We start from the raw sequence: 21,576 nt of genomic DNA, 5'->3' as shown, positions 1-21,576 counted from the left end.
GAACTCCCGTGAACTCCGGCGGTCTACGAATCAGGACCCCTGGGCGCCGATCTTCCGGTTGGCGAGGCGGATGAGGTCCTTGGCGAAGGCGCGGTGGACCGAGGGGACGACGACCGCCATCGCCAGGTGTCCTGCCCGGTGCTGGAACTCGAAGCGGCGGAAGGACGTCAGGACGCCCGTCGCGTTGATCTCCCTGACCGTCGCCAGGTCGCGCCACGCGACCGCGTCCCGGACGCCGCCGAGGAGGTCGGTCACGGCCACGCCGTCCTCGTGCAGGCGGCACTGGCGGATACCGAGCCGCCCGGCCGCCCAGCGCCAGGCGAAGGCGAGGCCGTAGACCGCCAGGACGATCGCCACCACGATCGCGGTCTTGATCACGGCGTTGTCCGGGCGCATCACCACCAGGCCGACGAGCAGTACCAGGCAGAACACCAGGACGAACCGCCGCCCGAGCTGCCAGAGCAGCCCGGGGACGCCGATGACGGAAGCACTGCGGTGGAGCGCACCGAACGCGGGCTCCCTGAACTGCCTTGCCATGCCGATCCCCTGTCCCGGTAGCGGAGTTGAGCGGCGTGATCGCCGACTCCCCGCGCCCACTGTCGGGGAGCGCCGGACGGCTGGCAAGTCGTCGGGCGGCGGGTGGGCGGCGGGGGCCGGATCCTCCGGGCCCGCCGTCACGGGGCCCTGGCGCGAGGCCCGTACGACCTGACGGGTCGTCTCCCGGGCCCGCGCGGCGGCGCTTGCGCACGTGCCGGCCGGGCTCAGGCGGCCTTCTCGGCGAGGGTGTGGGCGACGAGGGCGTTGGCGTGGCCGTGGCCGAGGCCGTGCTCGGTCTTGAGCCAGGCGACGAGTTCCATGTGCTTGGTGAGCGGGGAGGTGCGGACGAGGTCCTTCCACTCCTCGATCGGGCGGCCGTACTTCTTCTCGATGGCGGGGAAGTAGGAGGCGGGGTTGCCCTTGGCGGCCGGCTTCTTCTCGGCGGGGGTCTTCGCGGCGGGGGTGGCGGTCATGGGCGGTTCCTCTCGGCGGGGCACGGCGGGAAGCGGTGCGGTCACGGGTATGGACCGTGACCGCACCGCGAACTCATCGCCCCGCGTGGGTGATCCGCGTCACACCCCGGCGGTGGCCCGGCGGCGGCGCCGTCCGGCGGGCGGGGTGGGGTCGGCGTTCCAGGCGGCGACGGGGTTGCCGAGCCAGTGCCCGCCGCCGGGGACGTTCTCGCCGCGCATGACGAGGGAGGCCGGGCCGACGGTGGTGCCGGCGCCGAGGGAGGAGTTGAGCAGCACGATGGAGTGCGGGCCGGTGGTGGAGCCGGCGGCGAGGTGGACGGGGCCCAGGCGCATCACCCGGTCGTGGAAGAGGTGGGTCTGCAGGACGGTGCCGCGGTTGACGCTGGCGCCGGCCTCGACGGTGACCAGGTCGGTCTCGGGCAGCCAGTGGGTCTCGCACCACACGCCGCGTCCGATGCGGGCGCCGAGGCTGCGCAGCCACACGTTCAGGTAGGGGGTGCCGGTGATGGTGTGGCCGCCGAAGGGCATGGCGAGTTCCTCGACGAAGGTGTCGTAGAGCTCGTTGCGCCATACGAAGGAGGACCACAGGGGGTGCTCGGCGACGCGGAAGCGTCCGACGAGCACCCATTTGGCGGCGGTGGTGACGGCGCAGGCGGTGACGGCGGCGGCGATCAGGACGAGTCCGGCGGCGCCGAGGGCGGCGCCGAGCCCGTAGTCGTCGCGCAGTTCCTGCAGGACGGCGAGGACGAGGTCGCCGAGCAGGGCGGCGAGGACGATGGGCAGCAGCCGGCACAGTTCGACGCCGGCGCGCGCCCAGATCAGGCGCCGGGGCGGGTCGTAGGTGCGGCCTTCGGTGCCGGTGTCGGCGACGCGGGGCAGGGCGAAGGCGGGGCGGCCGAGCCAGGAGGAGCCTTCGGGGGCGTGGGCGGGGGTGTCGGACAGTACGCCGACGAGGGAGTTGTCGGGCAGGTGGCGGCCGGGGCCGACGATGCCGGAGTTGCCGACGAAGGAGCGGCGTCCGACGTGGGCGGGGCCGAGGTGGAGCCAGCCGCCGCGCAGTTCGTAGGGGGCGACGAGGGTGTCGTCGGCGAGGAAGGCGCCGTCGTCGACCCGCATCAGGCCGGGCAGGGCGAGCACGGTGGAGGCTTCGACGCGGCGGCCGACGCGGGCGCCGAGCAGGCGCAGCCACACGGGGGTGAAGAGGCTGGCGTAGAAGGGGAAGAGGGTGCGCCGGGCGGTGTCGGCGAGGCGGCTGACGGCCCAGGCGCAGAAGGCGACGCGGCCGGTGGCGGGGTGGAAGCCGGGGCGCAGCGGGCGGGACAGGAGGCGGACGAGGAGCGCTATGAGGGTGGCGTAGCAGGTGATGGTGAGGGCGGCGAGGGGGACGGTGGCGGGCAGGAGTTGGAGGAGGGCGCCGGCCAGGGTGGCGTCGGTGTCGACCATCGGGTAGACGATGAGCAGGGCGGGCAGGGCGGCGATGATCGGGACGAGGCCGAGGACGGTGAAGCCGGCGCCGTAGGCGAGGTTCCAGCGGCGGGGGGCGGGGGCGGGGGTGGTGGGCCAGTCGGCGGGGGCTTCGGTGGCGGGGCGGGCCGGGGAGCCGGTCCAGTGTGCGCCGGGTGGGACGGGGGTGGTGGCGGTGACGCAGGAGCCGGGGGCGATCTCGGCGCGGGCGCCGATGCGGGCGCCGGGCATGAGGGTGGCGCGGTGGCCGATGCGGGCGCCTTCGCCGATGTCGATGCGGCCGAGGTGGAGGGTGTCGCCGTCGAGCCACCAGCCGGCGAGGTCGGCTTCGGGTTCGACGCAGGCGTGGGCGCCGAGGCGGGCGAGGCCGGTGACGGGGGGCAGGGTGTGGAGTTGGACGCCGGGGCCGACGCGGCAGCCGAGGGCCTTGGCGTAGCGGGGGGCCCAGGGGGTGCCGGCGAGGGCGGCGGTGCCGAACATGGCGGTGTAGCGTTCGGCGGCCCACAGGCGCAGGTGGACGTGGCCGCCGCGGGGGTGGCTGCCGGGGCGGATGCCGACGGTGAGCAGGCGGGCGCCGGTGGCGGCGAGCAGGGTGCGGCCGGGGGCGCTGTAGAGGAGGAGCAGGCCGGCGGCGACGGGCCACCAGGAGCTGTGGGGGGCCCAGGCGAGGTCGCTGCCGGTGAGGTTGTCGAGGGCGATCAGGACGAGGATCCAGCGCAGTCCGGCGAGGGAGAACATGCCGAGGAGCAGGAGGGTCTGCCAGAGGCCGGCGCTGCGGGGGGTGCGGCGCACGGTGCGGCCGCGGACGGCGGTGGTGGCGGCCGTGTCCTCGGGTGCGGTGGTGGGGGTGAGGGTGTCGAGGTGGGCGGCGAGGTCGGCGAGGACGGGGTGGGCGTACAGGTCGGCGACGGAGACGCCGTTGTGACGGGTGCGCAGTTCGGAGACGAGGCGGGCGGCGGTGAGGCTGGAGCCGCCGAGGGCGAAGAAGTCGTCGTCGGGGCCGGGGGTGGTGCCGAGCAGGCGTTCCCAGTGGCCGGCGAGCAGGCCGGCGGTGCCGTCGAGGGCCTGGGCGGCGGGGGCGGTGCCGGTGGTGGCGAGCGGCCAGGGCAGGGCGCCGCGGTCGACCTTGCCGGAGGTGCGGGTGGGCAGGGAGTCGACGAGGGCGAGGACGGGCACCAGCGGGGCGGGCAGGCGTTCCAGGAGCCGGCGGCGGGCGGTGGTGAGGTCGGGGGTGGTGCCGGGGTGGGCGACGAGGTAGCCGACGAGCAGGTCGGCGCCGGCGGGGGTCCTGCGGACGGCCGCGGCGGCGGCGCGGATGCCGGGCAGGGCCTGGAGGGCGGCGTCGATCTCGCCGAGTTCGATGCGGCGGCCGCCGAGTTTGACCTGGTCGTCGGCGCGGCCGAGGAAGACGAGGCCGTCGGGGTCGTTGCGCACGAGGTCGCCGCTGCGGTAGACGCGGGGTGAGGCGAGGGCGGGGTGGGCGCTGAACTTCTCGGCGTCCTTGGCGGGGTCGAGGTAGCGGGCGGTGCCGACGCCGGTGATGAGCAGTTCGCCGCTGGCGTGCCAGGGGACGGGGTTTCCGGCCGGGTCGACGACGGCGATCTCCCAGCCGTCGAGGGGGGCGCCGATGCGCACGGGTTCGCCGGGGAGCAGGCGGGCGGCGGTGGCGACGACGGTGGTCTCGGTGGGGCCGTAGGTGTTCCAGAACTCGCGGCCGTCGACGGCGAGGCGTTCGACGAGTTCGGCGGGGCAGGCTTCGCCGCCGACGATGATCAGGCGGACGGCGTCCAGGCATTCCTGCGGCCACAGGGCGAGCAGGGTGGGGACGGTGGAGACGGCGGTGATGCGCCGGGTCACCAGCCAGGGGCCGAGGTCGGTGCCGGCCTTGACCAGGGCGCGGGGGGCGGGGACGAGGCAGGCGCCGTGGCGCCAGGCCAGCCACATCTCCTCGCAGGAGGCGTCGAAGGCCACGGAGAGGCCGGCGAGGACGCGGTCGCCGGGGCCGAGCGGCCGGTGGGTGAGGAAGAGGCGGGCCTCGGCGTCGACGAAGGCGGCGGCGGAGCGGTGGGTGACGGCGACGCCCTTGGGGCGGCCGGTGGTGCCGGAGGTGAAGATGATCCAGGCGTCGTCGGCGGGCCCGGGCCAGGCGGGGCGGCCGCCGGGGTGGGCGGCGGCGCCGGGGTGGAGGCTGCGGCCGGGGCCGAGGACGGCGCAGACGGCGGCGTCCTGCCAGATCATCCCGGCGCGCTCGTCGGGGTCGTCGGCGTCGACGGGGACGTAGGCGGCGCCGCAGCGCAGCACGGCGAGGACGGCGATGTAGAGGTCGGCGGTGCCGGAGGGGATGCGGATGCCGACGCGGTCGCCGCGGCCGATGCCGTGGCCGGCCAGTTGCCCGGCGAGGGTGTCGACCTCGTGGAGCAGGGCGCGGTAGTCGAGGACGGTGTCGCCGGTGTCGAGCGCGGGCGCGTGGGGGTGGGCGTCGGCGGTGGCGGCGACGATGTCGAGCAGGCTGCGGGGGTGGGCGGCCTGGGCCACCGGCCAGCCGGCCGCGGGGCCCTGGTGGGGGCGGTGCAGCGTGCCTGGGCCGGCCGTGTCGTGGCGTGCGTCCATGGATGGGTTTCCTTGGCTCCGGGGTCCTGGGGGCGCGTACGGGTGTACGGGTGTACGGGTGTGACGCCGGATGACCCGGTTGTCACCTGCGGAGGGCGCCCACTCACCATGACTCTGCTGGGAGTCGGCTGGATGCAGCGAAGGTTCGATCAAAGGGAATTCTCATCATCGATGCCGCACAGGAACAGCAACGGTATGAATCGAATGACATTTCGCGGGTTTTCGCTCGTTTCCGCTGGTGAAGAGTAATCGCCGAATACCGGAACGGCGCGACGGGAGAGGGAAGGGTGATGAACACCATGGCGTCCGGAACGCTACCGGTGGCGAGGGGGTCGCTACCGGATCGGGGGGTTCTGGTCGGATCATCGGACTGTTCACGGTTTTCACATCTTCGCGTGGGATCCTTTCGCGCACCTCGCCGCGGCTCCGTCCTGTGAGCGGGCCGGGCAAGGGCCCCTCGGGCTGGGAATCGGCTGGGCATTCCACCGAGGACGAGGGGCCGCGGACAAGCGCCGACGGCCGGAACGGGAGCACGCTCGTCTGGTACGTGGCGTACGGCTCGAACCTGCACGCCGCCCGCCTCGCCTGCTACCTGCGCGGCGGGCGCCCGGACGGCGGGGCGCAGGCCCAGCCCGGCTGCCGCGATCCGCGTCCGCCGCGCCGGGCGGTGGCCACCGTGCTGCCGGGCACGCTCTACTTCGCCGGGCAATCGCTCACCTGGGGCGGCGGATCGGCCTTCTACGACCCGGCCGGCGGCGGCGAAGTGCCGTGCCGCGCCTATCTGGTGACGGTCGGTCAGTTCAGCGACATCGCCGCCCAGGAGATGCGCCGGAGCCCCGGCACCGACCTCGACCTCGCCCCCGCGCTCGCCGCCGGGCGCGCCGAACTGGGCCCGGGCCGCTACGAAACCCTGCTGCACGTCGGCGAGTCGGACGGCCACCCGCTGCTGACCTTCACCGCCTCCCGGGGCGTGGCCGGCGCCGATCTCAACGCCCCCACCCCGCCCTACCTGCGCACCCTGGCCACCGGCCTGGCCGAGTCCCACGGCTGGGGCCCCTGGCGCGCGGCCGGCTACCTCGCCACCCGCCCGGGCGCGGCCGGGCACTGGACGCCGCGCGCGGTGGCGGCGGTGCTGGGCTGAACAACGCCGGGACCCGCCGGGCCTGGTGTCCTGTACTCAGGCCCCGGCCGGGGCGCCCCTGCGCTCAGGCCCCGACCGGGCCGCGTCCGGCCAGCCGTGCGCGCAGGCGCTCCGCCGGCAGGGTGTCCGGGTACGCCAGGAGTGCCTCCCGGGCCCTGCGGAGAGCCTCCTGCTCGATCCCGGCCGGCAGGTCGTCGCGCTCCAGCAGGTGCAGCAGGACGAAGGGGGCCCTCGGTGTCGAGCCGCGCCTGGCAAGCCAATCCGTCGTGTGCCGCAGGAGCAGGGACAGCTGGGCCGCGGAGAGGTCCCGCCGTTCCAGCAGGGCGCAGAGGATCTCCCGGGTCTTGTTGCTGAAGTTCGCCGAGAGCCGCTCCAGTCCCAGCGCCACCGCCCGGGAGGCCTGTTCGGGGGTCAGGTCCGACCGCCTCAGCAGCGGGCACAGGAACGGCCGCTGGAAGTGGAAGGTGGTGTGGACGGCGCACAGGTCGATCGCGAGGTCGATCCCGAACCGGGCCTGGTCGGGCCGCAGTCCGGTGCGGCGGCCGAGGAGCGAGCCGAGGAGGGCCGGCTGGGCGGGGCCGGCGCGGAGCTCCGCCACCACCAGATCGGCCACCTCGGTCAGCTGCTCTCCGGTCAGTTCCCTCCGCCACAGCAGAACCTGGAGGACGCGCCGGCGGTCGGCGGAGGTCTCGTTCAGCTCCAGCCACCGGAACGCCCGGGAGATGAGGGGGCGGGCCTCCTCGGGAGTCAGCGGGCGTTCGAGCAGTCGTTGCAGCGCGACGGCCGCCGCCGGATCGGCGGGATCGCCGGCCAGCTGGTGCAGCAGTCCGGTGCCCGCGCCGGTGCCTTCGCCGGCGCCGGTGCCTTCGCTGGCCAGCAGGACGCGCAGGACGTGGCTGCGGTGCGGACTGGCGGGATGGAGCCTGCTCCAGGCCTCGACGTAGCGGGTCACCCGCCGCGCCCGGTCGGGGGTGAGCGTGTGGCGCTCCAGGACGACGCGGAGCACCGCGCCGGCGGTGGGGACCTCGGCGTGGTGCTCCGCGAGCCAGTCGAGGCCCCGTTCGAGCGCCGCGTGCTCCTCGGACGCCGTCAGCGCGGGGTGGCTCAGGAGCGTACGCAGGAGCGACGCGGCCCGCAGTGTGCCGGCGGCGTCCCGGTGGTCGGCGAACCAGGCGAGGGTGCGGCGCACGGCCTCCTCCCGCTGCTCCCCCGCCGGGTTCCCGTACGTCAGCAGGTGCTGCAGGACGGCGGCGCTCGCCTCGGACGGGCGGCGCGGGCTCAGCCAGTCGAAGGCGCACTGGACCACCCGGCCGCGGGTGGGGGTGTCGTGGTCCCGCTTGAGCAGCTGTTTGAGGACCAGTGGGGCGGAGCGCCAGCCGGCGTGTCCGCGGACCCACTCCAGGGCGTGGTCCACAGCCAGCCGCTCCTGGCCGCAGGAGAGGTCGTCCCGTTCCAGGAGCGCCTGGATGACGTGGTCGGCGTCGGTCTGCCCGGCCCGCCGGGACAGCCAGGACAGCGAGGCCGAGATCAGCGGCTGCGGCACGTTCTGCGGATCGCCGAGCGCCGCCGAGAGGAACGGCCTTGCGGCGTGGTCGAGTTCGGCCCGGGTCAGCCAGGGGCGGACCAGTGCGTCCCAGGTCTCCAGGGCCGCGGACTTCCAGGGCGGGTCGAGGGTCATGGCGAGCAGCGCCTGCTCGCCGTCCCGGCCCGCGTGCTCCAGCAGCTGTCCCAGCCTGACGGCGTTGCGGGTGGCCCAGTCCCGGCAGAAGCGCTCCAGTGCGCCGGCCCGGTGGCCCGTTCCCGGCCCGTCCAGGTCGGAGGCCAGCCGCTGCAGATGGCCGGTGAACAGGGCGAACGAGCGGGAGTGCCGGGACGTGGCGTCGAACAGCGTTTCGGCGGATGCGCCGTGGATGCTCCAGCCCGGTGGCGGCAGGAGGGAGTGGAGGACCAGTTCGTCCGTCACGATGTCGTGGACGACGTGGAGTTCGCCCCCGGACTCGTCCATCCACCCCAGCGAGACCAGGGTGTCGGTGACGTGCCGTCCGCCCATGACGCCCGCGGCGGTGGAGGGGTGGGCGTCGAGCAGCGCGTCGAGTGCCTCCTCCACGGCCGGGCGGGGCTGCGGGCAGATGCTGACCGCCGTGGCGAAGGCCAGGTGGGCGAGGTCGGGCAGGGCGGTGGCCAGCGGGCCGGTCGCGTCCCCGGTGCCGACGGGGGTCAGCGAGTCCTGCCGGATTCCCTCCCGGATCCAGCTGACCAGTTCACCGGGGCGCACCCGCGCGAGGTCCGGGGCGAGGTGGCCGGCGCGGATCCGGCGTTCGAGGGCGTCGGCGATGAGCAGGGCGATGACCGGACGGCGCCCGCAGGCCCGGGCGAGTTCCTCCTCCCCCCACCGCTGGAGCGCCTGCGGGGCGACTTCACGGAGGATGTGGGTGATCACCGTGGTCCGGTGGTCCTCGTCCTGGCGCAGCAGGACCTCGTCGAAGAGGAGCCCGGCACCGCGCTGGTGGAGCCGGTGGCGTGCTCCCGGACGGGTCGAGGCGAGCGCCGCGACGTGGACGCCGCACCGTTTGGCCTCGGGCAGCAGGGCGTCGACGAGTGCCCGCGGGTCCAGCTGGGCGCAGGTGTCGAGGGAGTCGAGGACGAGGAGGACCCGGGGCCGCTCGGCCTGGCGCACGACCTGCGAGAGGTCGTCCACCGTCACGGAGTTGTTCGCCTGGAGGTGGAGGACCTGCCAGCCGTCGAGATGGGCGGCCCGCGCGACTTCGAAGCAGGTCCGGGTCTTTCCCGCGCCGGCCTGTCCGACCAGGAGGACGCCTCGCGGGTCCGGTGTCGAGAGACGGCGCAGCAGGTTCCGCGGTTGGGCCTCGTGGAGGGGGCCGGGGCTGACGAAGGAGAGGCGGTCGTCCACGAGGCGGGTCTCGCGTCCGTGCAGTCCCCGGACGACCTCGTCGTGGGTGTGGATCTCCCGCAGGCGTTGCGCGGAGCCCTCGCGGTCGGTCACCGCGACCGGGTCCGGGTCGATGTCGTGGGCGCGCAGGTAGCGGACGAACCTGGGGTCCTCGGACAGTCCTTGGAAGCCGGTGGCCGTCAGGCTCGCGGTCCCGCCGCGGGTGTGGTGGCTGCTGCACACGCCCAGCAGTACGTCGTCGCGGGTGAACACGCCGGCGCCGGAGAAGCCCGTCCACGGTGATGCCGGGCCGGGCCGGTCGGTGGGCGCCGCGGGGGGCACCGCGGGGGGCGGGGAGGTCAGTGACAGTTCCAGGTCGGCGCGGCCCAGGAAGGAGCCGAGCAGCACGTCGCCGTCGATCTGCCGGGTGGTCGGCCGCATCCGGTCGATGGCGAAGTCCGGGAAGCCGACCGCGGTGAAGGCGATGCGGCCGAGCCGGGTGGGCGCGACGCCGAGCCGGATCGGCGGCAGGTCGCCGCGGTCCTCGGCCAGCACCAGCAGGGCCAGGTCGAGGGAGGGGTCCTGGTGGCCGACCACCAGGTCGACGGCGACGGGCTTGCCGCTCCCGCCGGCCGATCCCACCGCCGGACGGACCTCGTACGCGTAGCGCTCGGAGTCCTCGAAGGCGTGGCGCACGGAGAGTGCGATACCGCTCGCGAGCAGGAAGCCCGAGGCGAGGAACCGCGTCCCGCCGGTCGTCCGGTCCCGTCGGGCGACCATCACCACCCTGTCCAGCATGCCGTTCGGGCCGCGCCGCATGCCCTGTCCCCCACCCGCCGTTCGGACCGTTCCGCAAAGCCTCCCCGGTGGTGGCTACCGCCGTCCGCCGGGCCCCGCCCGGCGTCAGTCGGGCAGCAGGATCCCGGCCTCGGAGTTGGTCAGCACCGCACCGCCCTGCTCGGTCTCGGCCGTCAGCTCCAGCGACACCGTGTGCGTGGCGGTCCTGGCGCCGGCGGCCTTGGCCCCGCCGGAGACCACCCAGAACTTGACCCCGCCCTCGACCTCGGCCGAGGCGGTGACGGCGACCTCGACGTCGAGCTTGACGGAGTTGACGCGCAGCCGCACCGGCGAGCCCTCGCCGTCGGCCATCGCGGTGGCGAGCTCCTGCCGAAGCGCCCGGATGGTGTCCGCGAGCCCGATCTCCATACCCGTCCCCCTTCGGCCCGCTCCCCGTACACCGGGTGCGGCCACGAGATGATCATCAGTGGGACATGGTAGGCCACCCGCACCCGCCCGGTCCGGGCGCCCGGTGAACGGCCGCCGGGGCCGCCCGGCGGCGCGGCGCCGCACCCTCGCGGCGGCCGTACCGTCGAGCGGCCCCGGTCTTCCCTCCGGCCCGGCCCGGCAGGCCGGTTGAGGAAGTCAGTGCTGGTACATGCCGACCTCGTAGCCGCCGCCGGGCTGGCGGAGCATCACATTGGCCCGGTTGAAGGCGTTGATGATCGCGATCACGCAGACCAGCGCGGCGAGCTGCTCCTCGTCGTAGTGCTTGGCGGCGTTCGCCCACACCTCGTCGCTCACCCCGCCCGCCGCGTCCGCGAGCCGGGTGCCCTCCTCGGCGAGTTCCAGCGCGGCGCGCTCGGCGTCGGTGAACACGGTGGCCTCGCGCCAGGCGGCGACCAGGTTGAGGCGCACCGGGTCCTCCCCGGCGTGGACGGCCTCCTTGAAGTGCATGTCGATGCAGGCGCCGCAGCCGTTGATCTGGCTGGCGCGCAGCCGCACCAGCTCCTGGACGGTGTACGGCAGGCTCGACTCGGCGACGGGCCTGTTGGCGGCGATCAGGTGCTTGAAGACCTTGCCCATGACGGGGCTGGCGAAGGGGTTCAGGCGGGCTTCCATGGGGTGCTCCTCGGTCGGTGGTCCCGTTGCTGCCCTTGAAGACAGGACAGCCCGCCGTTCTGTGACATCCCCGCGCCGCCCGCGCGCCGTGAGCTGCGCCACACCGTCCGCCCGCGGGACATGCGGCGGCCCGGGCCCGAATGCCGGACCCGGGCCGTTCCCCCCGGAGGTCAGGGGATGGTGCAGACGGCGGTCGCCAGGATCGACTCCGTCGCGGTGCCGGTGTTGGTGCCGCGCACGACCCAGGAGCTGCCGCTCGGGTAGGAGTCGGTGAAGAAGATCCGGAAGGCGCTGGTCTGGCCGCCGCCGCCGGTGGGCACCTGGCCGGAGGGGCAGGTCACGGTGGCGAACCCGTTGCCGCCCGGGGCCACGTCGACGAAGTCGCCGAAGACCTGGTTGTGCGCGGACAGCAGCGCGGGGTCGGCGGCGGCCTCGTCGTGGGGCACGACGACGCTCGGCTTGCCGGCGGGCTTGCCGTCGGCGAAGGCGACGGCGGCACTCGCGGCCAGGACGCTGAAGGCGGTGAGGGCGGTCAGGACGAGGGGCTTCGTGCGGGCCACGGCGGCCTCCTGGGGTGTGGGGTGTGGGGTCGGGCTGTGTCGACGGCGGACTGTTCCCCGCATCGACCCCGATCCGTACCCGAACCACCCGGGCCCGCCGCCGGGGAAGGCATCCGCTACCCGGGCGGAGGAACCCCGCTGCCCGGCCGGGCTAACGGGGGGCCGCACTCCCCTGTTCGATCAACAGAACGTCACCGAGGGAAACATGAGCAGCCGTCACCTCGACCGGTTCCGCCGGTTCGGCGCCCCCGCGACGGGGCTGCGGCGGGTGAACCAGCAGGCCAGCAGCAGGTTGGGCACCCAGCACAGCCAGGCGATGGCGGTGTAGGAGGTGCGGAAGTCCAGGTGCGCGGCCATGGCGACGGTCAGCATGAGCCGCAGGGTGACGGCGGCGAAGGTGAGCGCGAAGCTGCGGACCATCCAGCGGCGGTGGTCGACCACCCGCCCGTCGAGGATCGCCCGCAGCCCGGCGCCGCCGGTCACCAGCCAGGCCACGGCCAGGCAGGCGAAGCCGGTCCCGGAGACCGCGCCGCCGAACGCGACCGGCGCCATCAGCAGCGCGCCCGCTCCGCCGACCAGGCAGCCGATCAGGTAGGTGACGCCGATGCGGCGGTGCAGGCGCGGGCGGCGTTCGCGCAGGCGGCGGGAGAACTGCCACGGCCCCACCAGCAGAGCGGTGAGCGCGCCGAAGATGTGGATGTAGAGCGGCACTTCGTGACTCAGGTAGGTGGCGCGCTGCTGCTCGATGAAGACCGCCGGATCGAAGCTGAGGTACTTGGCGGAGACGGCGACGATGAGGGTGGAGAGCACCGTCATGACGGCCCAGCCGGCCCGTGTGATGCGCATGCACCCGAGTCTCGGGCCCCACGGCCGGGTCCGGCATCGGGGTTGTCCCCGAGAAAGCACCCTCAGAGAACCCTCATCTCCCGTACTGGGATGGGGAGATGATCACCTCGGCCCGCCGCGGCTCGGTCCGGTCAGGCGGGCTGCCAGAGCTCGATCCGGTTGCCCTCGGGGTCGGTGACCCAGCCGAACCGGCCGACGCCCGCCATGTCCTGGGTCTCCTCGGCCACGTCCGCCCCCCGGGCGCGCAGTTGGGCGAGCATCGCATCCAGGTCGCGGACGCGAAAGTTGAGCATGGTCCGCTGGGTGCGGGAGCCGAAGTAGTCGGTCCCGGACTCGAAGGCCGCGAAGACCGTCGGCCCGGGCTCCTGGCGCCACAGGCCGTGTTCGTCGGCGTCCAGCCCCAGGCAGTCGCGGTACCAGGCGCCCAGCGCCGCAGGGTCGGCGGCCCGCAGGAAGTACCCGCCGATGCCCACTACTCGTTCCATGCCGCCATCCTGCCAGCACGGTGGTCGGCGGGCCCGGCACGACCCTCCCTCCTCGTCTTCGGGTGATCTTGGTCGGGTGTCGGCCCGGCGTCCGAACGGGCACGGCGCGCGGTCCGGCATGCATGCCCCGGGCCGGGGATCGTGGGCGGATCATGCTCCCTTCATCCCGCCAACTCCATGCCCTTCGAGAGGATTTGATCACTACGAAGCTGGTCCGACGAATCGCCGCCACCGTCGCGGCGGACGCCTGCCGCCGCACCCCGAGGGACTGACGGAACCGCCCCGGCCCGGCGCGGGGAGCCCGCGCCGGGCCGACGATCGCCGCGCCAATGATCGCCCTGCCCCATCTGCACCGTGGCCGGGATACGCCCGTGATCTTCACTCTCAAGAGTGAAGATCACATTTGGTTTCGGCCACATCGCACCGGGCCGCGCACCCCGAACGCCGTTGCCCCGGAAGGCTGATCGCATCCGATCAGCGAGGAATGGGATCATGACGAGCGACAGCACCGCACAGCCGGAGCCCCGGTTCGCCCTTCTCCGGGCCACGTTCGAGTTCGAGGGCCGCGACTCCGTGGTCCTGGACCTGTCCACCGAGGAGGCCCGGAAGCTGGCGGCCGACACCCCCCTCGCCCTCAAGGAGGGCGCCCAGTACCAGGTGAAGCTGACGTTCCGCGTCGCGGGCGAGATCGCGTCGGGTGTCCAGTACACGGCGCAGACCTACCGCAAGGGGCTCAGGGTCCAGAAGGACCGCCAGATGCTGGGCTCCTTCGGCCCGCAGACCCAGCCGCACGAGGTCTCCGTTCCGCGGCACGACTGGGAGGAGGTGCCGTCCGGCGTCCTCACCCGGGGGGCCTACACCGGCAAGGGCAGCTTCGTCGACGACGACGGAACCGAACTCGGAAGCTGGGACTGGGCGTTCGAGATCAAGTCGGACTGGTAGACGACGGTTCGACAGCGGCGGGGCCGACCGGCAACGACATGCCGGTCGGCCCCGCCGCTGCCGTTGTCACGCGGCGCGCTGGCCGTGCAGGAGGGCGGGCAGGGAACGGCCGGCGAGGGCCTCGGCGGCGCGGGCGGCCTGGGAGGGCGCCATGAAGTCCGGGAGGCTGCGGGCGGGGACGAAGCGGGCGCCGAACAGACCGCTCCTGCGCTGCGCGGGGACGGTGATGAGGGTGCCGTCGGGGACGGCGCCGCCGTCGAACACCAGGGTGAGGCGCTCCAGATGGCGGTCGGCGGGGGTGAAGTCGACGGCGAGGACGTCGCTCAGGCGGACGATCAGGCCGGTCTCGGCGTGCAGGTGCCGGGCGGCGGCCAGGTGCGGGGGTTCGTTGGGCTTGGCGGAGCCTCCCGGCAGGATCATGCCGTCCATGTAGTCGGGGTCGACCAGCAGGACGTCGCCGCGCTGGTTGCGGACGAGGACGAGGCAGCCGAGCCGGCAGACGGGGGGCTTGGCGAGCAGGCGGGGGTCTTGCATGGGGGAGGTCGCTTTCTCGACGCGGTGGGGGATGTTCAGTCGTCGTGGGTGAGGCGTTCGTAGCGCAGTCCCTTGCGCAACAGGTCGACCATGCGCAGGAGGTCGAGCGGTCGCGCGGTGAGGCGCAGCAGGTAGCTGCACGTCAGGCGGCCGTCCGCCCAGTCGACTTCCAGCGTGGGGAGCTTGACGCCGCCGAGGGCGAGGACGGTGGCGAGGTCGTCGAGGACGTCGGCGGCCTGCCGGCGCTGCTCGGCGGTCGCGCGGGAGAGGGTGGAGGACAAGCTGCTCACTCCCCCGGCCGCTTGTGGACCTCGAAGGCGCGCCAGGCGCCGTACGCGTCCCCGAAGAAGGTGAAGGCCGCGAGTTCGCCGCTGGCGCCGCGGAGCCATTCCCCGGTGAGCTCGTTGCGGACCCGGTAGCGGTCGGCCCCGGCGTCCCAGCGGACGCCGTAGCCGTGGAGGCGAGGGAGTTGGTCGTGGTGCATGGGAAGGGAACCCTCTGCGATCGGAGTTTCACGTTCTGTGCACATGGTGGCCCGCCGACGCCTACGATCGGAAGCGCAAACAACTTGACTGCGGCGCAAGCGTGGATTTGGAGCAGCCATGGTGAACATCAAGGAGATTGACCCGGAGTCCGGCCCCTGGGCCCCCTTCGCGATCCAACTCCGCAACTCACGCAAGGCAAAGGGCCTCCTGCAGCACCAGCTCGCCCGCAAGTGCGGAGTCAGCTCGTCGTACGTCTCGTTCGTTGAACTTGCGCGCCGACCGCCGAGTAAGAAGTTTGCTACCAAGGCCGACGAAGTCCTGGAGACGGGCGGGACTTTGATGCTGATGTACTTCCAGGCCAAGCACACGGCCTTGGTTCCGGGCTTCCCTGAGTACGCCAACTACGAGGCGAGCGCGGAGAAGATCAAGCTCTTCGAGATCAACGTCATCCCTGGACTGCTGCAGACCCGGCCGTACGCAGTCGCCTGGGAGCAGGGAAATCTCCGGCGAGGCACCGTCACGCAGGAGCAGGCCCATGAGCGAATCGAATTTCTGCTTGCCCGACAGCACATCTACAACCGCACACCGCCGCCGCTCCTGCACGCGGTGATCGATGAAAGCTGTCTCAGGCGACCCATCGGCGGCCGGGACGTCATGGTCGAGCAGCTGATCCACCTTGAAGAAATGGCTGCTCAACCCAACATCATCCTCCAGGTGGCGCCGTACTCGCTGGGCGAGAACAGGCCGTTCACCCGGCTGGTGCACCTCCTTACCATGCCCGACCGCAAAAAGCTTGCTTACGGCGAGACTGAGCAGCGCGGCTACCTCGATCGGGATTCCGACGCGATCACGGCACTTGGCAACGACTACGATCGGCTCGTGGTGGAGGCCTTGGGCCAGACCGAATCGGTAGCCATGATCCGTGCGGTACGGAGGGACTTTGAATGGATGTCGACCTGACTAGCGCCCGCTGGCGGAAGAGTTCACACAGCGGCAGCGGCGGTACGTGCGTGGAGGTCGCCGACGGCTTCGCCGGCGTCATGCCCGTGCGCGACTCCAAGGACCCCTCCGGCCCGGCCCTCCTCTTCCCCGCCTCCGCCTGGCAGGCCTTCGTCACCGCCGTCCGCACCGGCGAGTTCGACGCCCGCTGACCACAGCCACCACCGGCCCCGCCGCCCCAGCCCAGGGACGGCGGGGCCGAGGTGTGCGCAACTGGGCAGCGGGCGGCTCTTTTCTGCCAAATTGGTCTCTACCATTGCCCCGAATCCGGGATTCCGGAAGGCTCGCCGCCGAGCACCGGGAAGCGGACTCCGGTGTTCTCCCTTGAGCGAGGAAGACATCGACATGGCACTTCGCAAGGCGGTTTCCACCATGGCCCTGGCCGGGCTGCTCACGGTTGCGGGCGGTCTGATGGCCGCCCCCGCGGCCCAGGCGTCCACCACAAGGACGACCGGTTACACCTACATCGGCATGTACCCGAGCGGCGCCGCGTGCGACGCGGCCGGCAAGGCCTACGTGGCTCGCGGGGAGGCGGTCAGCTACTTCTGCGACGTCGCCCCGAACACCGCCCGCCTCTCCGTCTGGTTCTACTAGAAACCACCGGGTGACCATCTGAAGGGCGGGAAGCCGGCGTGGCCTGCTTCCCGCCCTTCTCCCCTACCCTGGTCACCAGTTGGCGGGCACGATCCCAGGAGGCGCGCGATGGACACCACCCACATCACCACCTGGCGGAAGAGCTCGTACAGCGGTGGCGGCGGCGCATGCGTCGAGGTCGCCGACGGCTTCGCCGGCGTCATGCCCGTACGCGACTCCAAGGACCCCTCCGGCCCCACCCTCCTCTTCCACTCCGCCGCCTGGCAGGCCTTCGTCACCGCCGTCCGCACCGGCGAGTTCGACGCCCGCTGACCACAACCCTCGGCCCCGTCGCCCCACCCTCGGGGCGGCGGGGCCGGTGGCTGGGGTCAGAGCCCGAAGTTCCAGTCGACGATCATCTGCAGCAGGTCCTTGCGCTCGTCCACGAAGTCCATCGCGATCACGCCGTAGTGCGCGCGTTGGGAGATGCGCGGCGTCAGGTAGTCCTGGATGGAGGGATTGACGACCTTGGCGATCTGGTACGGGGTGTCCGGGAAGCTGCTGGAGCTGGCGAAGTGGAGGTACAGCTTGCCGTCGTTCTGGCCGTAGAACGCCGTGTCCAGCCCTTCCCTGACCCGCTGGACCTTGCGGCTGGGCCCGTCGCTCCACGCGTCCTGCAGCCAGATCCGGGAACTGTCCCCCCACTGCAGCGGGTCGTAGCGCCCGTCGCCCCAGGTGAAGTCCGACATGATGGGGACGATCTTGCCGCGCACCTGCCCGAGTGTGGGCAGTCCGCCGGGCAGTGATCCGGCCTTGGGGAGCCAGAACCAGGGCCGGTAGTTGCCCTTCCCGTCGTAGCCGTCCATGTAGTAGTTGAAGATCTCGCTGAAGCGGTAGTCCTGCCCCTCGGTGTACTCCTTCTTGACCCGCATGATGATCGTCTCGCGGGGGTTCGCCTTCAGGAAGTCGATGCAGAGGTTCAGCACGTCACCGAAGTTGATTTTCTGGTAGATCTTGTCGTGGTGGATGGTGAAGACGTCGCCCGCCACCCGGCACCGGATGTCGAGGAAGCGCACGCCCGCCTGGAGCTGCTGGTTGATGCGCCACTCCTGGCACTGGGCGAAGCCGAAGGCGCCGCCGTCGTACAGCGCGCAGGTCTCGTGGGTTCCGGGGATCGTCAGCTGCGACAGCTTCACGTTGTCGCCCAGCAGCGACATCCACTTGTCGGTGGGGCGGTGGACGAGGCGGTCCGGCGCGGCGACGGCCGACGCGCCCGAGCCGGCGATGCCCAGGGCCCCGGTCGTGGCCGCGAGCGCTGCGCCCCTGAGAAGGGTCCTACGGTTGATCGACATGCAAGAAGCCTCCGGACTCGGGGCCCCGATGGTGATCGGGCGTGAACGTTCTCTTTCCGACTCCAACGGGCCTCCGCCCGAGGCCGGTTCATCGTCCGCGAACCGAACGCCCGCCACCCGCACCGCACCGGCGACCCCCGAACCGCCGACCGCCGACCGGCCCAGGAGCAGGAAGTCGGCCGGGCCGACTTCCCACGCACGACCGGCGTGCCCGCGCCCGGCGCGGCGGGCGGCACGCGGAAAACCCGGTGCGCCCGGCGCGACACCTCGGTAGCCTGCACCGCCATGGCATCGGAACTGGAACGCCCCCCACTCCAGGCGGACGAACGCACCGCGCTCATCGGCTGGTTGGACCTGCAGCGGAAGATCCTGCGCTGGAAGTGCGAGGGGCTGGACGACCGGGACGCGCACCGGGCGGTCGTCCCGACCTCGCCGGCCATGACGATGGCCGGCCTCATCTCGCACATGCGCTGGACCGAGCACCTCTGGCTGGAGGTGATGTTCCTCGGCGGTGACGAGAAGCAGAATCCGTCCTTCGACGAGTCCACCGAGGACGCCGACTGGCACACCGACGACCGCCCCCTCGCCGACCTGCTCGCGGAGTACGAGGCCCAGTGCGCCCGCAGCAACGAGATCGTCGCGGCGGCCTCCCTGGACGACGTCGGCCGCAAGCCCGGCTTCCGCGCCGGCGGCGCCAACCTGCGCTGGATGCTGATCCACCTCGTGGAGGAGACCGGCCGCCACGCGGGGCACGCCGACATCGTCCGCGAGCTCCTCGACGGCTCGAAGGGCTACTACTAGCGGTTCCACCGGACTTCACCGTTTCCGCCGGCCGGCGGCCCGGGAGCGGGAGCGGGAACCTCGGCCGGGCGGGTGCGGGACGCTCCGTCAGCACCCGCCCCGCGCCGGACCGGCCGTGAAGGGGCCCCGTGACCGGGCAACTCCCGGTGATCCGTACACCGCTGACGCCCTGCTAGGGTCCCGACCCGTGACGGACAGGGTGCAGAAGCAGTACGAGGCGATGCGGGGGCACTTCCACCGGGCCGCCGGGCAGCGCGGATTCACGCTCGACCCCGCCCAGGAGCTCCCGGTCGAGCGGCTCAGCCGGCTGGCCGGCGAGCTCGCCCACCCGGCCTGGCGGCTGCGCCGCGGTCCGCGGCACCTCTACCTCTGGGGCCCGGTCGGCCGCGGCAAGAGCTGGCTGGTGGACACCTTCCTCGACGGGCTGGCGACCCCGCGCAAGCGGCGGCTGCACTTCCACGACTTCTTCCGCCGGCTGCACGAGGGCGTCGCCCACCACGCCGGGAGTCGCGGCGCGGACGGCGCGGCCGTGGACCGGGCCGTGGACGAGCTGCTCGGCGACTGCCGGGTCCTGGTCTTCGACGAGTTCCACGCCCACGACGCGGGTGACGCGATGCTGGTGGCCCGTCTGCTGCACACCCTGCTGGACCGGCGGATCACCCTGGTCACCACGTCCAACTACCCGCCCGCCGGGCTGATGCCCGACCCGCTGTACCACCACCTCTTCGAGCCGACGATCAGGCTGATCGAGGAGCGGATGGACGTGGTCGACGTCTGCGGGCAAGTCGACTTCCGGCGCCTGCCCGGGTCGGAACGCGCCCACGGGTTCGGCCTCGGCGCCCGGCTCCACCCCGGCGACGAGGCCTCGGCCGGCCTCACGGCGCCCCGGCCCGAGGAGGCGGGTCCGGTGGCCGCCCACCACCGCGAGCTGCCGGCCCGGGCCGTCCGCGGGGACCACGTGTGGTTCGGCTTCCCGGAGCTGTGCGAGGGCCTCACCTCCGTCGCGGACTACCTCGCCCTCGCCGACCGCTTCCCCACCGTCGTCCTCGACGGCGTCCCGCCGCTCACCGAGGCCTCCCCCGACGGCCGCCGGCGCTTCGCCAACCTGGTCGACGTCTGCTGCGACCGCGACGTCCGCCTGGTCCTGATCGGCGCCGACCCGCTCGCCGGCCTCCCCGCCGACTCCGCCCTCATGCGCGACCTCGACCGCACCGCCAGCCGCCTCGCCCTCCTGCGGCACCCGGCCCCGCAGACAGGGGTCTGAAGACAGACCCTAGCTTCGGGTGAAAGTCCCGAGGCCCTCGTGGTCGAGCTGTTCGACCACCACCGTGGAGGCCCGGCCGTCGGCGCCCACGCCGAACGTCACCCCGGACAGGCCGACGGCGTTCTCCCCGCGGGTGCGGAAACTGAACACGTCCCCGGCGTAGTGCTGGAGCGGGAACTGCAGGTCGTCCGGGCCCAGACTCATCACCAGGGCGCCGCCGTTGCCGGTGGTCACCGTCAGCGGGCCGTAGTAGCCGTTGGCGTACGTGCCGACGTAGGCCGCGTCGGGCCTGGCGGGGGCGGCGTCGGCCGGGGGCTTGGTGTAGTCGGTGGGCGAGACGCCGGTCAGCGCGGCGGCGGGGACGACCTTGCCGAAGAAGGCGAGCCAGTCGACGGTCTCGTGGCCCTCCTCGGCGAGGTCGAAGAACTCCTCGGCCACCGCCTCGGGCAGACCGACCGGCTGGCCGTTGGTCAGCACCACGATCCCCAGCTGCTCGGAGGGCAGCAGGGTGACCACGGTGGCGGCGCCCAGCTCGAAGGCGCCGGAGTGGTTGAGCCGCAGCCGGCCGCCGTTGTCGCGGCCGACGTTCCAGCCCAGGCCGTACTGGCCGGGGTTGCCGTCGGGTGCGGACGGCGGGTTGGAGAGGCTGTGCGGCAGCCAGGTCTCGCCCAGGGCGGCGGTGTCGACGATCTGCTTGCCCTCGAAGGAGCCGTCGGCGAGCTGCAGCCGCATCCAGCGGGCGAGGTCCTGCACGGTGGAGCTGACGCCGCCGGCCGGGGACTGCGGGTCGGCGTTCTCGGTGGTGCTGACCTGCCAGCCGCCGCCGGTGCCGGTGCGCACGTGCGGCACGGCCTTGTCGGGCGCGTTGTCGTAGGCGGAGCGCAGGGAGCTCGTGGAGGTCATGCCGAGCGGCTTGTAGAGGGTGTCGGCGGCCAGGGTCTCCCAGGCGGTGCCCCTGGTCCTGGCGACGGCGACGGCCGCCTCGGTGAGGCCGTAGTTGGTGTAGGCGTAGGTGGCGCGGAACGGGGCCAGGGGCTGGTCGCGCAGGTGCTGGAGGATGTAGTCGCGCTGGTAGCCGAGGTCCTGGAGGAGGTCGCCGGCGTGGTCGGGCAGGCCGCTGCGGTGGGAGAAGAGGTCGGCGAGCGTCACGTGGCGGCCGACCCAGGGGTCGGCGAGAGTGAAGCCGGGGTCGTGGGCGATGACGGGGTCGTCCCAGGCGACCGCCTTCTGGCCGACGGCCGTGGCGACGACGGTGGAGGAGATCGGCTTGGAGACGGAGGCGAGCTGGAAGACGGTGTCGGGGTCGACGGTGTCCGGCTTGCCGAGTTCGCGGACGCCGAAGCCCTTGGCGTGGACGACCTTGTCCTTGTGGACGACCGCCAGGGCCAGGCCCGGCACGCCGGTCTTGCGCAGGGCGTCCTGGACATAGGCGTCGATCCGGTCCACGGCGAAGGCCACCTGCCGGTCGCTCAGCTGCGGCGAGGGCTGCGGCGGCGCGGTGGGCACGGCGCCGGAGGAGCCGGGGGCGGCCTCGGGGTCGGAGGCGGCGGAGGTGCACCCGGCGAGCAGCAGGCCGGCCAGCAGGGGCGCGGCGATGCGGTGTCCCGGCCTGGCGGCGGTGCGGCGGTGCATGCGGGTCCTCCCTCGTCCGGGCGGCACGGGCCGTGCGCCTCATCGCGTGAGTACGTGAGTATTCGACGGCCCGGCGCGGCCCGGGCGGG

General features: G+C 73.0%; 22 protein-coding genes. 8 read left to right on the top strand and 14 right to left on the bottom strand.

Annotated elements, in window-relative coordinates:
- Positions 1-30 precede the first annotated feature (30 nt).
- The 3 genes from ACFVUY_RS30000 to ACFVUY_RS29990 form a co-directional block, all read right to left on the bottom strand.
- Entirely contained in the window at positions 31-537 is a 507-nt protein-coding gene (locus ACFVUY_RS30000) for a hypothetical protein (RefSeq protein WP_387735174.1), read from the bottom strand.
- 224 nt (positions 538-761) lie between these two features.
- The gene (locus ACFVUY_RS29995; RefSeq protein ID WP_387735171.1) at positions 762-1,010 is read right to left on the bottom strand and encodes a DUF4287 domain-containing protein; all 249 of its coding nucleotides are present in this window, start codon (positions 1,008-1,010) and stop codon (positions 762-764) included.
- Between the two features lie 99 nt (positions 1,011-1,109).
- Positions 1,110-5,084: a Pls/PosA family non-ribosomal peptide synthetase gene (locus ACFVUY_RS29990; protein WP_387735169.1), complete on the bottom strand. Its 3,975-nt coding sequence runs from the start codon at positions 5,082-5,084 to the stop codon at positions 1,110-1,112.
- A gap of 547 nt (positions 5,085-5,631) precedes the next feature.
- Here ACFVUY_RS29990 and ACFVUY_RS29985 point away from each other — a divergent pair.
- A complete protein-coding gene (locus ACFVUY_RS29985) occupies positions 5,632-6,225 on the top strand; it encodes a histone deacetylase (RefSeq protein ID WP_387735166.1) in 594 nt (197 codons plus the stop codon).
- A 64-nt stretch (positions 6,226-6,289) separates the two neighbouring features.
- Here ACFVUY_RS29985 and ACFVUY_RS29980 read toward each other — a convergent pair whose 3' ends face one another.
- The 6 genes from ACFVUY_RS29980 to ACFVUY_RS29955 form a co-directional block, all read right to left on the bottom strand.
- Complete coding sequence (locus ACFVUY_RS29980) at positions 6,290-9,934, bottom strand: trypsin-like peptidase domain-containing protein (protein WP_387735163.1); 3,645 nt, start codon at positions 9,932-9,934, stop codon at positions 6,290-6,292.
- An 84-nt stretch (positions 9,935-10,018) separates the two neighbouring features.
- The gene (locus tag ACFVUY_RS29975; protein WP_359906629.1) at positions 10,019-10,321 is read right to left on the bottom strand and encodes a trypco2 family protein; all 303 of its coding nucleotides are present in this window, start codon (positions 10,319-10,321) and stop codon (positions 10,019-10,021) included.
- A gap of 216 nt (positions 10,322-10,537) precedes the next feature.
- Positions 10,538-11,014: a carboxymuconolactone decarboxylase family protein gene (locus ACFVUY_RS29970; RefSeq protein WP_387690483.1), complete on the bottom strand. Its 477-nt coding sequence runs from the start codon at positions 11,012-11,014 to the stop codon at positions 10,538-10,540.
- Positions 11,015-11,184: 170 nt separating this feature from the next.
- Complete coding sequence (locus ACFVUY_RS29965; protein ID WP_387690485.1) at positions 11,185-11,574, bottom strand: hypothetical protein; 390 nt, start codon at positions 11,572-11,574, stop codon at positions 11,185-11,187.
- A 216-nt stretch (positions 11,575-11,790) separates the two neighbouring features.
- Entirely contained in the window at positions 11,791-12,420 is a 630-nt protein-coding gene (locus tag ACFVUY_RS29960; protein ID WP_387735160.1) for a DUF2306 domain-containing protein, read from the bottom strand.
- A 131-nt stretch (positions 12,421-12,551) separates the two neighbouring features.
- On the bottom strand, positions 12,552-12,905 hold the full coding sequence (locus tag ACFVUY_RS29955) for a VOC family protein (protein ID WP_359906643.1): 354 nt from the start codon (positions 12,903-12,905) through the stop codon (positions 12,552-12,554).
- Between the two features lie 492 nt (positions 12,906-13,397).
- On the opposite strand from ACFVUY_RS29955, the gene ACFVUY_RS29950 reads away from it, so the two are divergent.
- Positions 13,398-13,847 carry a hypothetical protein gene (locus ACFVUY_RS29950; protein WP_387735158.1) on the top strand — a complete coding sequence of 150 codons (450 nt, stop codon included), beginning with the start codon at positions 13,398-13,400 and terminating at the stop codon, positions 13,845-13,847.
- Positions 13,848-13,913: 66 nt separating this feature from the next.
- Here ACFVUY_RS29950 and ACFVUY_RS29945 read toward each other — a convergent pair whose 3' ends face one another.
- Genes ACFVUY_RS29945 through ACFVUY_RS29935 form a run of 3 tightly spaced genes read right to left on the bottom strand, consistent with a single transcriptional unit; the run spans position 13,914 to position 14,865 of the window.
- On the bottom strand, positions 13,914-14,381 hold the full coding sequence (locus ACFVUY_RS29945) for an NUDIX domain-containing protein (RefSeq protein ID WP_387735155.1): 468 nt from the start codon (positions 14,379-14,381) through the stop codon (positions 13,914-13,916).
- Positions 14,382-14,416: 35 nt separating this feature from the next.
- On the bottom strand, positions 14,417-14,662 hold the full coding sequence (locus ACFVUY_RS29940) for a hypothetical protein (RefSeq protein WP_359913031.1): 246 nt from the start codon (positions 14,660-14,662) through the stop codon (positions 14,417-14,419).
- Between the two features lie 5 nt (positions 14,663-14,667).
- Positions 14,668-14,865: a hypothetical protein gene (locus ACFVUY_RS29935; protein WP_387690500.1), complete on the bottom strand. Its 198-nt coding sequence runs from the start codon at positions 14,863-14,865 to the stop codon at positions 14,668-14,670.
- A 118-nt stretch (positions 14,866-14,983) separates the two neighbouring features.
- On the opposite strand from ACFVUY_RS29935, the gene ACFVUY_RS29930 reads away from it, so the two are divergent.
- The 4 genes from ACFVUY_RS29930 to ACFVUY_RS29915 all read left to right on the top strand — a co-directional run bounded on the left by ACFVUY_RS29930 (position 14,984) and on the right by ACFVUY_RS29915 (position 16,771).
- A complete protein-coding gene (locus ACFVUY_RS29930) occupies positions 14,984-15,826 on the top strand; it encodes a helix-turn-helix domain-containing protein (protein ID WP_387735151.1) in 843 nt (280 codons plus the stop codon).
- Positions 15,811-16,017: a DUF397 domain-containing protein gene (locus tag ACFVUY_RS29925; protein ID WP_387735148.1), complete on the top strand. Its 207-nt coding sequence runs from the start codon at positions 15,811-15,813 to the stop codon at positions 16,015-16,017. Before ACFVUY_RS29930 ends, ACFVUY_RS29925 begins: the two co-directional genes overlap by 16 nt.
- 193 nt (positions 16,018-16,210) lie before the next feature.
- On the top strand, positions 16,211-16,459 hold the full coding sequence (locus tag ACFVUY_RS29920; RefSeq protein WP_387690505.1) for a hypothetical protein: 249 nt from the start codon (positions 16,211-16,213) through the stop codon (positions 16,457-16,459).
- Positions 16,460-16,567: 108 nt separating this feature from the next.
- Entirely contained in the window at positions 16,568-16,771 is a 204-nt protein-coding gene (locus ACFVUY_RS29915; RefSeq protein ID WP_387735145.1) for a DUF397 domain-containing protein, read from the top strand.
- Between the two features lie 56 nt (positions 16,772-16,827).
- Here the strand turns inward: ACFVUY_RS29915 and ACFVUY_RS29910 are convergent, their stop codons facing one another.
- Positions 16,828-17,790: a phosphatidylinositol-specific phospholipase C gene (locus tag ACFVUY_RS29910; RefSeq protein ID WP_359913017.1), complete on the bottom strand. Its 963-nt coding sequence runs from the start codon at positions 17,788-17,790 to the stop codon at positions 16,828-16,830.
- 285 nt (positions 17,791-18,075) lie between these two features.
- On the opposite strand from ACFVUY_RS29910, the gene ACFVUY_RS29905 reads away from it, so the two are divergent.
- Entirely contained in the window at positions 18,076-18,591 is a 516-nt protein-coding gene (locus ACFVUY_RS29905) for a DinB family protein (RefSeq protein ID WP_387690508.1), read from the top strand.
- A gap of 187 nt (positions 18,592-18,778) precedes the next feature.
- Positions 18,779-19,855, top strand: a complete 1,077-nt coding sequence (zapE, locus tag ACFVUY_RS29900) for a cell division protein ZapE (RefSeq protein WP_387735142.1) — start codon at positions 18,779-18,781, stop codon at positions 19,853-19,855.
- A 9-nt stretch (positions 19,856-19,864) separates the two neighbouring features.
- On the opposite strand, the gene ACFVUY_RS29895 is transcribed toward zapE, so the two are convergent.
- Positions 19,865-21,487: a serine hydrolase gene (locus ACFVUY_RS29895; protein WP_387735139.1), complete on the bottom strand. Its 1,623-nt coding sequence runs from the start codon at positions 21,485-21,487 to the stop codon at positions 19,865-19,867.
- Positions 21,488-21,576: the final 89 nt, after the last annotated feature.

The sequence above is a fragment of the Kitasatospora sp. NPDC058063 genome (assembly GCF_042885395.1).
In the GTDB taxonomy this organism is placed as follows: domain Bacteria; phylum Actinomycetota; class Actinomycetes; order Streptomycetales; family Streptomycetaceae; genus Kitasatospora; species Kitasatospora lactacystinica.
The sequence above is the reverse complement of the archived record's forward strand: the minus strand, read 5'-3'. Positions and strand labels throughout refer to the sequence as shown.